The sequence below is a fragment of the Streptococcus sp. V869 genome (genome assembly GCF_054353515.1).
In genome coordinates this window covers 128114-140800 of the sequence record NZ_JBTHHW010000002.1, presented here as the reverse complement: position 1 = coordinate 140800, position 12687 = coordinate 128114, and the positions used below count along the sequence as shown (strand labels likewise).

The 12687-nt window shown below is 39.3% G+C and carries 14 protein-coding genes; 9 read left to right on the top strand and 5 right to left on the bottom strand.

Annotated elements, in window-relative coordinates; all coding sequences use genetic code 11:
- Nucleotides 1-2: 2 nt before the first annotated feature.
- Nucleotides 3-227, top strand: a complete 225-nt coding sequence (locus tag ACXYSN_RS06140; protein ID WP_458636493.1) for a helix-turn-helix transcriptional regulator — start codon at nt 3-5, stop codon at nt 225-227.
- Between the two features lie 474 nt (nt 228-701).
- Here the strand turns inward: ACXYSN_RS06140 and ACXYSN_RS06135 are convergent, their stop codons facing one another.
- Nucleotides 702-851 carry a hypothetical protein gene (locus tag ACXYSN_RS06135; protein WP_195183614.1) on the bottom strand — a complete coding sequence of 50 codons (150 nt, stop codon included), beginning with the start codon at nt 849-851 and terminating at the stop codon, nt 702-704.
- Between the two features lie 541 nt (nt 852-1392).
- Here ACXYSN_RS06135 and ACXYSN_RS06130 point away from each other — a divergent pair.
- The 6 genes from ACXYSN_RS06130 (at nt 1393) to ACXYSN_RS06105 (ending at nt 6359) form a co-directional block, all read left to right on the top strand.
- Nucleotides 1393-2007: a YesL family protein gene (locus tag ACXYSN_RS06130; protein ID WP_458636492.1), complete on the top strand. Its 615-nt coding sequence runs from the start codon at nt 1393-1395 to the stop codon at nt 2005-2007.
- Entirely contained in the window at nt 1985-3658 is a 1674-nt protein-coding gene (locus tag ACXYSN_RS06125) for a sensor histidine kinase (RefSeq protein WP_458636491.1), read from the top strand. The genes ACXYSN_RS06130 and ACXYSN_RS06125 overlap by 23 nt, the downstream gene beginning before the upstream one ends.
- Before the next feature lie 2 nt (nt 3659-3660).
- A complete protein-coding gene (locus ACXYSN_RS06120) occupies nt 3661-4947 on the top strand; it encodes a response regulator transcription factor (RefSeq protein ID WP_458636490.1) in 1287 nt (428 codons plus the stop codon).
- A 61-nt stretch (nt 4948-5008) separates the two neighbouring features.
- Nucleotides 5009-5539: an ABC transporter permease gene (locus tag ACXYSN_RS06115; protein WP_458636489.1), complete on the top strand. Its 531-nt coding sequence runs from the start codon at nt 5009-5011 to the stop codon at nt 5537-5539.
- Nucleotides 5540-5614: 75 nt separating this feature from the next.
- Nucleotides 5615-6082 carry a class Ib ribonucleoside-diphosphate reductase assembly flavoprotein NrdI gene (gene nrdI, locus ACXYSN_RS06110; RefSeq protein ID WP_458636488.1) on the top strand — a complete coding sequence of 156 codons (468 nt, stop codon included), beginning with the start codon at nt 5615-5617 and terminating at the stop codon, nt 6080-6082.
- A 70-nt stretch (nt 6083-6152) separates the two neighbouring features.
- Nucleotides 6153-6359 carry a hypothetical protein gene (locus ACXYSN_RS06105; RefSeq protein WP_458636487.1) on the top strand — a complete coding sequence of 69 codons (207 nt, stop codon included), beginning with the start codon at nt 6153-6155 and terminating at the stop codon, nt 6357-6359.
- Nucleotides 6360-6395: 36 nt separating this feature from the next.
- On the opposite strand, the gene ACXYSN_RS06100 is transcribed toward ACXYSN_RS06105, so the two are convergent.
- Together ACXYSN_RS06100 and argS are read right to left on the bottom strand one after the other, a co-directional pair.
- Complete coding sequence (locus tag ACXYSN_RS06100; protein WP_006151329.1) at nt 6396-6644, bottom strand: hypothetical protein; 249 nt, start codon at nt 6642-6644, stop codon at nt 6396-6398.
- A gap of 231 nt (nt 6645-6875) precedes the next feature.
- Nucleotides 6876-8567 carry an arginine--tRNA ligase gene (gene argS, locus ACXYSN_RS06095; RefSeq protein ID WP_458636486.1) on the bottom strand — a complete coding sequence of 564 codons (1692 nt, stop codon included), beginning with the start codon at nt 8565-8567 and terminating at the stop codon, nt 6876-6878.
- A 153-nt stretch (nt 8568-8720) separates the two neighbouring features.
- Here argS and argR point away from each other — a divergent pair, with 153 nt between their 5' ends.
- Together argR and mutS are read left to right on the top strand one after the other, a co-directional pair.
- On the top strand, nt 8721-9167 hold the full coding sequence (gene argR, locus ACXYSN_RS06090) for an arginine repressor (RefSeq protein ID WP_178894533.1): 447 nt from the start codon (nt 8721-8723) through the stop codon (nt 9165-9167).
- A 46-nt stretch (nt 9168-9213) separates the two neighbouring features.
- Entirely contained in the window at nt 9214-11745 is a 2532-nt protein-coding gene (gene mutS / locus ACXYSN_RS06085; RefSeq protein ID WP_458636485.1) for a DNA mismatch repair protein MutS, read from the top strand.
- 39 nt (nt 11746-11784) lie between these two features.
- Here the strand turns inward: mutS and ACXYSN_RS06080 are convergent, their stop codons facing one another.
- On the bottom strand, nt 11785-12243 hold the full coding sequence (locus ACXYSN_RS06080) for a DUF3021 domain-containing protein (protein WP_458636484.1): 459 nt from the start codon (nt 12241-12243) through the stop codon (nt 11785-11787).
- Entirely contained in the window at nt 12240-12680 is a 441-nt protein-coding gene (locus tag ACXYSN_RS06075; RefSeq protein ID WP_458636483.1) for a LytTR family DNA-binding domain-containing protein, read from the bottom strand. Before ACXYSN_RS06075 ends, ACXYSN_RS06080 begins: the two co-directional genes overlap by 4 nt.
- Nucleotides 12681-12687: the final 7 nt, after the last annotated feature.

Below are 12687 nucleotides of genomic sequence, written 5' to 3'. Positions count from 1 at the left end.
GCATGGCCAAAGAAAGCAAGATTATTACTAATCTCAAATCTATTCGTGAGTCCACAGGCATGACCCAGCAGGAGTTAGCCGACCTCATCGGCATGCGACGCGAGACAATTCTGCACCTGGAAAATAACCGTTACAATCCTTCGCTGGAAATGGCTCTTAAAATTGCTCAAGTTTTTGATTTGAAAGTAGAAGACCTCTTTGAACTCAGACGGAAAGAGGAAGCATAATTCTTTTCGAGACCTAGCATTAAGTTCATTGATTAATTAGGAATTGAAGCCAAAAGAAAAATCTTTTGAAAATGTACTCTTTTAAAATATAGTAATTCTTTCGAATTAACGTTTATTAATTGTGATGCTTTACGAGCTTTTTTCAAGCCTGGTTTTGGGTAACAAAAATCAAATATCTGTAAAAGCCTATTAAATTAAGCATTCAAACTTCATTTTCGTTGGAAATAAACACTTATAACCTAATCTTACAAACAATGGATTATCAGTAGATTACCAAAAATTCGTTTTCGGAGCTTCTGTTATTGAGAAGTGAATTAAGCATTCAATATGAATCAATACATAAGAAAAACGCTCTAGTCAAATTGTCTAGAGAGTTTTTTTGTTGTTTTTAAAATAAATATAAATGTTATCAATGCACATTTTATAGAGAAAAAAGAATACAGGACAAACAAATTCCTGTATTCTTAAAATAACTTAGAGCAGCTTTAACAAAACAGCGACTAATATGATTATAGTGCAAATTATTTTTCCGATTTTTTCATGTTGCTTGAACAATTTTTCAGAGAAAAGAGTCAATATAAGCGCAACACCCATCAACGCAGTGCTTAAAGTTTGAGTAGTCATGGTACATACTCCTTTCGTTATTTTGTTAATCAAGCTTCTAAAATAACTTAGAACAGATATGATAATGATACGACTAACATGATTATAGCGCAAATTATTTTTCGGATTTTTACATATTGTTGTTTGAACAATTTATCAGAGAAAAGACTCAAAATAAGAGCAATCCAAAACACGGTAGTTCTTAAAATAAAAATAGTCATGTCTTGTACCCCTTTCGTTATTTTGTCAAACCAATAATTAAGTTGAATAGTAATTATCTAATTTTCAAACATATCCATCTGCCCTGGTAAAGCCTTTGTTCTCTGATTATTAATCGGTATCTCTTTCTATCTTTATTATAGCACAAACATCATTGTTAAACCAATAAATGTAATTTTTTATAGTTTGGTGTTTGTACACTTTTAACAAGGATAGCCCCTACTCCAAGCTTACTACTAAAAAAGTAATGAGTTAAATTCTCTTGCCCTTTTTACTGCTCCTATTTTTGAGAGCGCTTGAAATATGTTATAATAAAACTAGATTAATTTATAGGAGGCAAACCGTGGGAAATTTCATTGAGCTAGTCTTTCATCGTTTCTTTTTGGGGATGATTGCGACGGCTTATTTTTGGTTATTGACACTAGCAGGAGGAGTGGTTTTTGGTATAGCACCCGCTAGTACAACTCTCATGAGTTTATATGCAGAACACGGTTATTCTTATCGTGAATATCGTTTCAAGGAAGCTTGGGCTTTGTTTAAGAGCAATTTTATCAAAAGCAATCTTAGTTTCTACACCTTTATAGGGATTGACTTCATCTTGATTTATGGTTTGTATCTGATGATTCAATTGCCAAACCAGACTATTATTCACTTGGCAGCAACCTTTCTAAATATCTTTTTAGTAGCCTTGGTATTTCTAGGCTATGCAGTGTCTTTAAAACTGCAGGTTTACTTTGAATTATCCTATAAAAACACTCTAAAGCTTGCTTTTATCGGAATATTTATGAGCCTATCAGCTATGGCCAAGGTTCTTCTTGGTAGTGTCTTGTTGATTATTATTGGTTTCTACATGCCAGCCCTCCTTATTTTTGTAGGTGTTGGAATGTGGCACTTCTTTATTAGCGATTTGTTGGAGCCTGTTTATGAGAGTATTCATGAAAAATTGGCAACAAGATAATACCAAACAGTTTCGTCTCCACTCACTTCTTAGACTCTATAGCCTGGTAATGATTATCATCATTTCCTGCTTTGCTCTTTTGATTTCTTATGCAGACTGGGATATGCGTGAAAGGGAAGCCAATCGTGTTGGCCAGCGTGTCCTAGCCCGTACTATCGATGAAGTTGAGTATTATTATCGAGAGTCAACCCGCCTAGCCCAGAGTTTAGTGGATAATCAAGCTCGGATTGAAGGGATTTATAAGTATTTCAGTCTCAGTACACCAGACTATTTCTATTGGCAACTAGAACGAAAGGCGTCTCCTTATATTTCGGTCTCAATTTATGAAAATATTGATGATATCTACGTCCGAAATGATTTTGTGAGTGGTGTTGCGATTGTTCTACAGGATTCAACGGACGTCTTTGTTTCCAAGAGAGATAATCGTAGTGGGCAGAAGATTCCAGCTGAAAACTTTAAACCAGATGCTAATAGTTTCGCTGTTCCAGTATCCGATCCAGTATCGGACCAGGCTTTGGGAGTTATCTATATCTCGGTGCCACCAGAGGTTCTCCACAAGGCAATTGATAATACCAGAGGAGTCGTCCCAGTCGCTGTTTCTGTTATTACGCCCTATGAAACGGACATGTTTCATCTGGGTGAAAAAGGGACTAGAGGTTCTTGGATGGTAGGTTCAACAGCACACGGCTATCAGGTTCAAGTGGCCGTGCCTCAGAACTATGTTTTAAATGGTAGTTTAGCGAGTTCAACTCTCATCATTGGTTTGAGTGCTCTCTTTATCATCATCTTATATATCACCTTAAGAAGAACCTTCTCTGATTATCAACATCAGGTTGTGGACTTGGTGGATTCTATCCAAGCCATTACTAAGGGAGAGAAAACCAAGAGGATTAATACCGACAAAAAGGATCAAGAATTGCTTTTGATTGCTGAAACGACAAACGATATGTTGGACCGGTTGGAAAGTAATATTCACGATATTTATCAACTGGAACTCAATCAAAAAGATGCCAACATGCGTGCGCTACAAGCTCAAATTAATCCGCATTTCATGTATAATACTCTGGAGTTTTTGCGGATGTATGCTGTGATGGAGAATCAAAATGAATTAGCAGATATCATCTATGAGTTCAGTAGTCTCCTACGCAATAATATTTCCGACGAGCGAGAAACGACACTCAAGCAAGAAGTGGAGTTTTGTCGGAAGTACAGTTATCTCTGTATGGTTCGCTATCCAAAATCCATTGCATACGGATTTAAGATTGACCCTGAATTGGAAGAAATGCGTATTCCAAAGTTCACCCTCCAACCCTTGGTAGAAAATTATTTTGCCCATGGAGTTGATCACAGAAGAACAGATAATGTAATCAGTATCAAGGCTTTGAAAAAAGATGGCTATGTCGAAATCTTGGTAACAGATAATGGTCGGGGGATGTCTGCTGAAAAACTAGCAGAAATCCAAGCTAAATTAACTCAAAGAACCTTTGAACACACAGCAGATTATAAGGGGGAACAACAGTCTATTGGGATTGTGAATATCCACGAACGCTTTGTGCTCTACTTTGGAGACCGCTATAACATTAGTATAGAATCTGCTGAACAAAAAGGTGTTCAATATCGAATTACCATTCAGGATGAAGAGAAAGGATAAACATGTATAAAGTACTATTAGTTGATGATGAGTACATGATTACAGAAGGACTTAAGCGTTTGATCCCTTTTGAAAAATGGGATATGGAAGTCGTCGCGACGGCTAATCATGCTGATGACGCTCTGGACTATGTTCGTGAGCACCCTGTAGATGTCGTCATTTCTGATGTCAACATGCCCGACAAGACAGGTCTTGAAATGATTGGAGAGATGAAGGAACTCTTGCCAGAGGCTTACTATATCCTTCTCTCGGGCTATCAAGAATTTGACTATGTCAAGAAAGCCATGAACCTCAATGTTGTAGATTATCTTGTCAAACCAGTTGATAAGGTTGAACTGGAGCATTTACTTGAGAAAATCCTTGGTCAGCTTCGTGAGAAGGTGCATGGACCAGAGATGTTAAGCCAAAAATTAGATGAAGAAGCATTTAAGGCGCATCTTTCCCAAAAAGAAAGCTGGTGGATTGGTCTTTCAAAAGAAAAACAAGGAGATTTTGTTATTCCTTACTACGTTTTAGGTCAGGACTGGCAGATTGTTCTTGCAGATCAGAAATTCGATGGTTTACTCGTTCTGCCTTTTGAGTCACCTTATCAGATAAACTTTGAAAAATGGAAGTTTGACGTTGAAAAAGCACTTTTTTATGGAACTGTTAATCTAGATCAGTCTGAAAGTCTCTTCTCATATTATGAACCCATCTATCGAGTTATTATCCAGGGCAATCTTCAACAGATTATCGAGGAGTTGAATTTGCTTGAGAAGATTGTCTTAGAAAACACACCGAGGGTATCCATCACCAAGCAACTCTTTACTCAGTTTGTTATGGATGTCTTCCATCTCTTCGAGCATCTGAAAGCAGATGATATGACAGATATCGTCAAGAATATTCATGCCATCACAAACTTTGAAGACTTAGTGTCTTATACAAAAGAAACCCTGACTTCCTTCTTTGGCCAATACCGCATGAATGAAAATGTCGTCAGTGTACTCGAAGTCATTGGTAGAGACTATAAAAAAGAGCTGTCTCTCAAGGATATCAGCAAGGATCTCTTTATCAATCCTGTTTACTTAGGTCAGTTAATCAAGAAGGAAACCAATTCAACCTTTGCGGAACTTCTCAATAAGCAACGCATCAAGGCTGCCCAGCAACTCTTGCTATCTACAAACGATAGTATTGAGGATATCTGCTATACAGTTGGGTATAGTAATGTAGGGTACTTCTACAAGGTTTTTCGAAAACTATGTGGAAAGTCTCCTAAGGCTTATCGCAAGCAGATTGATGTAACCCTCTAACTTTTGTTATCCATCTTAAAATATGCTATAATAAATTCAAAAATATGAGGAGGTTACTTTTATGAAAAAGAAACCAATCTATCTATGGATTTTATTAGTCTTATCAGCGATTAGCTCATTCTTGGCAGTAGTTGGAATTTTCACTCCAGTCCCTAATAAGGAAGCCCTTCGTGCTAGCCAAGAAAATGTTGGGACGCTTAATGCTCAACAAATAGATGACGCTGTTAACTATGCCTACCAAGTGTCAGAGTCATCTCACTCTATTGTTAACGTGATACTAATTCTTTTGTCTGCTATCCTAGTTGTAGTAGCCTTTATTTTCCTAGTTCGTAAGAAATTACAGTTGGCAAACTATACTTATGTTGGATATGTTTTACTATCCATTATTGGGCTAGTCTATGACAATATGAATATCCAAGATGCTATGCAATTGATTAAAGATGACACCCTTCGTTTAGGAATGGAAGTCATGTCAAAAGTAACCACTATCATATTCATCGTCATCAATGTTATCTTTTTGGGAATCGTCTTTTATAAAATATGGCGTCAGCAAAAAGAACTAACAGAATCTCAAGAGGAAGAACTCGCCTAAGAGTTGACAAAGGATAACTATCAAGATACAATCTTGGTAGTTATTTTTTTGGATTCGAGAAAGAGGGAGGAAAAGATGAAAAAAATTTCCTTAGTTTATATCAGCCTTAGCGGGAACACGGAGAGTTTTGTGACACGTTTGAAAGCTTATTTGTTGGAGCAGTATGCGAATATTGATGTGGAAAAAATTCATATTAAAGACTTGGTCAAAGATGGAGAAGACTTCTTTGAGATGACCAACCAATATGTGGCTTTTCTACCGACTTACCTAGAAGGTGGCAATGGCGTTGATAATGGAGATGTGGAAATCTTGACCACTCCAGTAGGTGACTTTATTGCATATGGTGATAATGCTAGCAAGTGTTTTGGTGTTGTAGGATCAGGCAACCGCAATTTTAACAATCAATACTGTTTGACAGCCAAGCAATACAGCCAACGTTTTGGTTTCCCTGTTTTAGCTGATTTTGAGATGCGTGGCATGCTGGGAGACATCAAAAAGGTTGCAGCTATTATTGCAGAACTCTATGAACTTGAATCCTTGTAAGAGGACAGATTTTCTGAGCTAGAGTATTAGCTCATGAATCATAGAATTATTTTAAAAGAGAACAATTCAAATGAGTAAATTCCTTAGATTTTTCTATCATAAGAAAGGTAAACCAAGCTTTAAAAATATTATGATATGCAGTACCTTGTTGCTCTTGGCAATTAGTCTGATACTGTTCTCTGAGAAATTTCTTGATGAAAGTTTGTCAACTTATGGAACCATGGCATCACTAGGAATTGTTATCTTGGTGGGGATCTTAGCAATCAGGAGAAAATAAAAAAAGACTCGAGACGAAAATTCTCGAGTCTTTTTGTTAGTTGCGGATTTCGTCAACGATTTCTTTTGAAATAGGAATTCCTAAACGGTAGTTTTTATTGATGTAGTCAATGACATCATTGATATTTTCTATCATTTGGATTTTCTCTTCGATAGTTGCACGAAAAGCTTGGTCCTTTAATAGTTGGTCCTGAAGCAGTCTTTGAAGTTTTTCTTTTTCGTATTTATTGACAAGAAAGAGAAAAAGAAGACTGATAACAACTAGAATATAAGCATACTGGCTCATAAAAATTCTCCCTAAGTGATAAAGAAGTAGGTGGTAAGAGAAAAGCGAAACTCCTTCGCCTTTCGACTGGTAATACTGTAAGGCGTTTAGGCAAATCGCCTCATTTACGACGTCGTGGTCCCTGAATTGATTATATTTAGGAGCCACGACTAGTGAAGTGTTTAGGCAAATCGCCCGATAGCGATTGCCGTCAAGAGACTAGGAACTTTAGTTCCAGTCTCTTGTAACGATTTACATCTTCTCTGGCGCCTCTACACCCAGCAAACGAAGGGCTTCTTTGAGGACGACTGCAGTTGCGTAGCTGAGGGCTAGACGACTGTCACGTTCTGGACTTTCATCCAAGATACGAGTGTGGGCATAGTATTTGTTAAAGGCTTGGGCCAAGCTAATCGCAAATTTAGCGATGATCGAAGGTTCGTAATTATCAGCTGCACGTTTAATAATACGTGGGAAGTCTTGGATTAGCTTAATGATTTCCCAGCTTTCAGCATCGTTCAAGCTATAGTTGGCATCTGCTTCAGGTTTGAAATCGGCTTTACGCAAGATTGATTGGATACGAGCGTAAGCGTATTGAACATAAGGACCAGTCTCCCCTTCGAAGGATACCATAGCTTCAAGGTCGAAGTCATATCCATTTGTACGGTCAGTTTTAAGGTCATAGAATTTAATGGCCCCAACTCCAACAGCATGAGCGACCTGGTCTTTGTTTTCAAGTTCTGGATTTTTGGCTTCAATCTGCGCTTTAGCACGACTGATGGCTTCTGCTACAGTTGGCTCTAGTAAGATAACATTCCCTTTACGAGTAGAAAGTTTTTTCCCTTCTTTTGTAACCAAGCCAAACGGAACATGGACAATATCTTGGCTCCAATCGTAACCCATCTCTTGCAAGACAGCCTTGAGTTGTTTGAAGTGAGCAGATTGTTCTTGACCAACGACATAGATAGATTTGGCAAATTGGTACTCGTTTTTACGGTAGAGGGCCGCAGCCAAGTCACGTGTGATGTAGAGAGTTGCACCGTCAGATTTTTTGATCAGAGCTGGATGTTCGATTCCATATTTTTCAAGGTTAACAACTTGAGCACCTTCTGACTCAACAAGCAGTCCTTTTTCAGCGAGGATATCTACAACTGCATCCATTTTGTCATTGTAGAAGGCTTCCCCGTTATAGCTGTCGAATTCGACTTGTAGCTCATTGTAAAGACGGTTAAATTCTACCAAGCTTTCATCGCGGAACCATTGCCAAAGAGCGAGAGCTTCCTCATCACCGTTTTCAAGTTTGCGGAACCATTCGCGTGCTTCTTCATCCAAACTTGGATCTTTATCAGCTTCAGCATTGATGCGGACATAGAGCTTGAGGAGTTCATCGATTGGATGAGCTTTGACAGCTTCTTCGTTACCCCATTTCTTGTAGGCAACAATCAACATCCCAAACTGTTTACCCCAGTCTCCCAAATGGTTGACCTTGACAGTTTTATAGCCGATTTTTTGGAAGATATGTGACAAGCTATCTCCGATAACTGTTGAACGAAGGTGACCGATTGAAAATGGTTTAGCGATGTTAGGGCTAGACATGTCGATCACGACATTTTCTTGCTTACCGATCTCTTGGTCAGCGTAGTGCTCTTTTTCAGTGATAACGTCTTGTAGTACTTGTGCAGAAATAGCAGCTTTGTCCAGGAAAAAGTTGACATAAGGTCCTGTCGCTACTACCTTTTCAAAGGCTTGGCTATTAATTTTTTCGGCGATGTCAGCAGCAATCATTTGGGGAGCTTTACGCTCGACTTTAGCGAGGGAGAAAGCAGGGAAGGCGATATCTCCCATATCTGAGTTTTTAGGTGTTTCTAGTAAATTTAAAATAGCCTCTTGGTCCAGGCTATCAATGACGCTAGCCAACTCGCTAGCAATCAATTCTTTTGTATTCATTTAGGGCTCCTTTAGGGCTTTTCTACTATTTTATCACAATTTACTACATTTTTTTTGAAAGAAGAGATATTTTTTGAAATATCCAGTTTTTTTGATATAATGTTCTTACTAAAAAAATGTAAAATGTTATAAATATGCACTCGAGAGGAACATATGAGAAAAAGAGAACGTCATCAGCTTATTAAGCGAATGATTACAGAAGAAAAATTAGGCACTCAAAAAGAAATTCAGGATCGATTGGAAGCTTGTAATGTCTTTGTGACGCAGACGACCTTATCTCGTGATTTGCGAGAGCTTGGCTTAACTAAAGTTAAGAAAAACGATGTTGTCTATTATGTATTAGCAAATGAGACAGAAAAGATTGATTTGGTCGAATTTTTGTCACATCACTTGGAGGGTGTTGCAAGAGCCGAATTCACCTTAGTTCTCCACACTAAACTTGGAGAAGCATCCGTTTTAGCCAATGTAGTAGATTCAAATAAAGATGAATGGATTTTAGGAACGGTTGCCGGAGCGAATACCTTGTTGGTTATCTGTAAGGATCAACATGCAGCTAAAGTCATGGAAGAACGCTTGCTAGAGTTAATGGAAGATAGATAAGGTCTTGAGAGCTTCTCTCAGGACTGTTTTTACAAGGAGAGAGTAAATGACTACTGAAAAATTATCACCTGGTATGCAACAGTATGTGGATATCAAAAAACAATATCCAGATGCTTTTTTGCTTTTTCGTATGGGTGATTTTTATGAGTTGTTTTATGAAGATGCAGTCAATGCTGCACAGATACTAGAAATCTCACTAACCAGTCGCAATAAAAATGCTGAAAATCCGATTCCCATGGCTGGAGTTCCTTATCATTCTGCCCAACAGTATATCGATGTCCTCGTTGAGCGTGGCTACAAGGTTGCCATCGCCGAGCAGATGGAAGATCCTAAGCAAGCTGTTGGTGTTGTTAAGCGTGAGGTTGTTCAGGTCATTACACCAGGGACGGTGGTTGATAGTAGTAAGCCAGATAGTCACAATAACTTTTTAGTGGCTATTGATCGTGAAGGTTCCCAGTATGGACTAGCCTATATGGACCTAGTGACAGGTGATTTTTATGTAACGGGGCTATCAGATTTTTCTCTAGTCTGTGGTGAAATCCGCAATCTAAAAGCGAGAGAAGTGGTGATTGGTTATGACTTGCCTGAAGTAGAAGAGCAGATTCTCAGTCGTCAAATGAATCTAGTTCTTTCCTACGAACAGGAAACTTATGAAGATGAACATCTATTAGATTCAGGATTGGCTCCTGTTGAGCAAGCAGCTAGCAGTAAACTCCTCCAATATGTTCATCGGACTCAGATGCGAGAGTTGAATCACTTAAAATCTGTTATCCGCTATGAAATCAAGGATTTCTTGCAGATGGATTATGCGACCAAGGCTAGTCTGGATCTGGTTGAAAATGCTCGCTCAGGTAAGAAACAAGGCAGTCTTTTCTGGTTGTTAGATGAAACCAAGACTGCCATGGGGATGCGTCTTCTACGTTCTTGGATTCAACGTCCTTTGATTGATAAGGAACGTATCCTTGAACGTCAGGAAGTTGTGCAAGTGTTTCTGGATTATTTCTTTGAGCGCAGTGATTTGACAGAAAGCCTCAAGGGAGTCTACGATATCGAGCGTTTGGCTAGTCGTGTTTCTTTTGGGAAAAGCAACCCCAAAGATCTCTTGCAATTAGCGACTACTCTAGCCAGTGTTCCTCGGATTCGAGCGATTTTGGAGGGAATGGAGCAACCAGCTCTAGCCTATCTAATTGAACAGCTGGACGCTATTCCTGAGTTGGAGAGTCTTATAAGCGCAGCCATTGCTCCGGAAGCTCCTCATGTCATTACCGAGGGTGGCATTATTCGAACTGGCTTTGACGAGACCTTGGACAAATACCGTCGTGTTCTCAGAGAAGGGACTAGTTGGATTGCTGAGATTGAGGCCAAGGAAAGAGAAAATTCTGGTATCCATACGCTCAAGATTGATTACAATAAAAAGGACGGCTACTATTTCCATGTGACCAATTCGCAGCTAGGTAATGTTCCGGTCCACTTTTTCCGCAAGGCTACGCTGAAAAACTCTGAGCGTTTTGGAACAGAGGAGTTGGCGCGTATCGAGGGTGAAATGCTAGAGGCGCGTGAGAAATCGGCTAATCTTGAATATGAAATTTTTATGCGTATCCGTGAAGAGGTTGGTAAGTATATTCAACGTCTGCAAGCCCTAGCCCAAGGGATTGCGACTGTTGATGCCTTACAAGGACTAGCAGTGGTAGCTGAAAATCAACACCTGATTCGCCCAGAGTTTGGGCAAGACTCTAGCATAGATATCCAAAAAGGTCGTCATGCCGTCGTTGAAAAGGTCATGGGAGCCCAAACCTATATTCCTAATAGTATCCAGATGGATGAAGACACCAGCATCCAACTGATCACAGGACCTAATATGAGCGGGAAGTCAACCTATATGCGCCAGTTGGCGATAACAGCGGTCATGGCACAGATGGGTTCTTATGTCCCGGCAGAAAGTGCCCGCTTGCCAATCTTTGATGCAATTTTTACCCGTATTGGGGCGGCAGATGACTTGGTTTCAGGCCAATCTACCTTTATGGTAGAGATGATGGAAGCCAATAATGCCATTTCTCATGCGACAAAGGATTCCTTGATTCTCTTTGATGAACTTGGTCGGGGAACCGCAACTTATGATGGGATGGCTTTAGCCCAGTCTATCATCGAGTACATCCATGAACATATCGGTGCCAAGACTCTCTTTGCGACGCACTACCATGAATTAACCAGTCTGGAAGCTAGTTTGAAACAACTGGTAAACGTTCACGTGGCTACGCTTGAGCAAAATGGCCAAGTTACTTTCCTTCATAAGATTGAACTAGGTCCAGCAGACAAATCATACGGTATTCATGTTGCCAAGATTGCAGGTTTGCCAGCAGACTTGCTAAAAAGAGCGGATGCTATTTTAACTCAACTAGAAAGCCAAGGTCAGGAAAGTCCAATTCCTACCAAACAAAATACTGTCAATGAACAAATGTCACTCTTTGATGAAAAAGAAGAAAATCCAATCCTGACAGAATTGGCGAATATAGATGTTTACAATATAACACCTATGCAAGCCATGAATCTCTTGTTAGAGCTGAAACAAAAATTATAAGCAAAAACCCACTCAGTCCTGTGAGTGGGTTTTTAGCTATTATTTTTTATGAGCCAATAGTTGATTGATGTCTGCAACTTTTTTAGATTCTCTCTTGTAGAGAACAATCCAGATGATGAGGTAGACGATTGCAAACTCTGGGATGAGCTGAAGGATGAAAGTCCAGTGAAGCGGGAACCAACCAGCTAAGATTGCTAGAGGGACGAAACCTAGCAACATAAGGAAGAAGTGAGTGACAGTAGCTCGAAGGAGACTCCAGTCTTGGGCAAAGAGACGACCGCCAAAACTAAAGAGGACTCCAATTGCTGCCCAAATAAGCAGACAGTAAAGTAGGACGAGTGACCCATGAACCTGATGTTGGGTCATGAATTGACCGGTCAAAGAGTTGGGGCTGAGAGGTGCGTAGTTATTTGGTGAGTGGATAAACGAGAAGATAATAGATAGGATGAGGCCGATGAGGATACCAGTTGTGGCATCGTGAAATACTTGTTTTTTCATAATTCTAATTTCTCCTTAATAGCTTTGAGGTAACGGCGAGATGAGTAGGTAAAACTGTCGTTTTTGAGATAAATTTCAATCAAGCCGTTAGAGGTTAGTTTAAGATGACTGATAGCATCAATGTTGACAATTTCCGATTGGGAAATTTGGATAAAGGAAGCAGGTAAAATTTCAACTGCTTGGTAGAGGCGAATGTCGAGTGCATAGGTTCGATTACCCGTTTCAGCTATCACTTTACGGTTTTCAATGTAAATCCGTTGAATCTTTTGAATTTCGATAAGAAAAACCTGATCTTGAAATTTTCCTTTAAGAGTTTCTTTTTGATCCAGCGATTGAACAAAGTCTTGAACTTTTTGAACTCTTGGAGACAAGGTTGGTGCCTCTATGATGATTTGTTCTTCGGTGTATTGCTGATCAATATCAAGTCTGACTTTCATAATTTCT